Source organism: Bacillus sp. LR--39, from assembly GCF_053613335.1.
This window is the reverse complement of sequence record NZ_JBSIOT010000240.1, coordinates 1-1,216: the sequence shown is the minus strand read 5'-3', so window position 1 is coordinate 1,216 and position 1,216 is coordinate 1. Positions and strand designations below refer to the sequence as shown.

Genomic DNA, 1,216 nt, shown 5'->3' with positions numbered 1-1,216 from the left:
AATAATGACTGGAAATCCTGATGTGGACAGCATGACCGCAATACCAAGAATGGGATATACCTGCTGATATATATAAAATCCAACATCGCCGACAATGTTTTGAAACGGGACTCTGTAAACAGCGCTTAAAATTTTTGTGATGACGCCTGCCAGAATTAAAACAAAAGCCCCCTGCCAAATCCAATGCCGTTTAACGCCTATTGAATCGTCCATCCAAAAGCTCCTTCCCAACGTCAGGGGCAATACGGTTCACGTATTACCGCGGCACAAATAAAAACGAGGTTATTATACCACATCCCAACCCTTGGATTCCTTTTTCGGCACGCATGAAAAAGAACAGCGTCCCAAGGAGAGCTGTTCTTTACATACCTATTTTCGAAGAAAGGAATAAGACCTACTGTTCCATTTGACGAGCCAAAAATCCAGCTGCTGTTTCAACGGCTTTATGCTCTACTTCGCCCATTGTCTGATCTTTTGAAAAGATCACCACAGCACCTATCGGATCACCGTTCGCCACAATTGGGCCGACAGTATAAGAATTCATGTCCTCATCAATTCCATTCACAAGCTGTACTGATTTCGCATCACTCTCAAGCACGGAGCTGCGCTGATCCATTGTTCTTTCCAGCATTTCGCTGATTGACTTGTTTAAGTAATCTTTTTTGGAGCTGCCGGACACGGCAATATATACATCACGATCACAAATCAGCACTGAATGGCCGAGGCTGTCGTAAAGCGCGTCTGCATACTCCTTTGCAAAGTCTCCAAGCTCACTGATCGGTGAATACTTTTTCAAAATCACTTCTCCGTCACGATCTACAAAAATCTCAAGCGGATCGCCTTCCCTGATTCTCAGAGTTCTTCGAATTTCTTTAGGAATCACGACCCGGCCTAAGTCATCAATACGACGTACGATACCGGTTGCTTTCATCTCTGGTGCCTCTCTTTCATTTGATGGTATATACATGTGGGAAAGACCTAAAGCAGTTACTTTATGTACCTTCCGCCTCGCTTGAAATTAGTATCCGTCACATCAAATGTAATATACACCAGAGAGTAACAAAATTTACGTTGATGAAATGGTTTGCTTCTTCACATCTTTTAAGCCCTTCAGCATGCCCAGCACGGTGTCGAGCCATTCATCAGCACTACGGCCTTTCGTCTGTATGGAGATTTTGAGTTTTTTCCCTTCCATTCCCAGTCCGATTTGTCTGCC

General features: G+C 43.9%; 3 protein-coding genes. All 3 read right to left on the bottom strand.

Annotation, left to right across the window (positions count from 1 at the left end; genetic code table 11):
• Positions 1-213: oligosaccharide flippase family protein (locus ACWHAR_RS22150; RefSeq protein WP_452087838.1), on the bottom strand; the 213-nt coding region annotated here is incomplete at its 3' end.
• Between the two features lie 181 nt (positions 214-394).
• Entirely contained in the window at positions 395-931 is a 537-nt protein-coding gene (spoVT, locus tag ACWHAR_RS22145) for a stage V sporulation protein T (RefSeq protein ID WP_003218365.1), read from the bottom strand.
• A 135-nt stretch (positions 932-1,066) separates the two neighbouring features.
• On the bottom strand, positions 1,067-1,216 hold a 150-nt coding region (locus ACWHAR_RS22140), incomplete at its 5' end, for a hypothetical protein (protein WP_452087839.1).

Excerpts from the sequence above, each read along its gene's own strand:
- spoVT (WP_003218365.1), bottom strand. The coding sequence starts at position 931 with ATGAAAGCAACCGGTATCGTACGTCGTATTGATGACTTAGGCCGGGTC.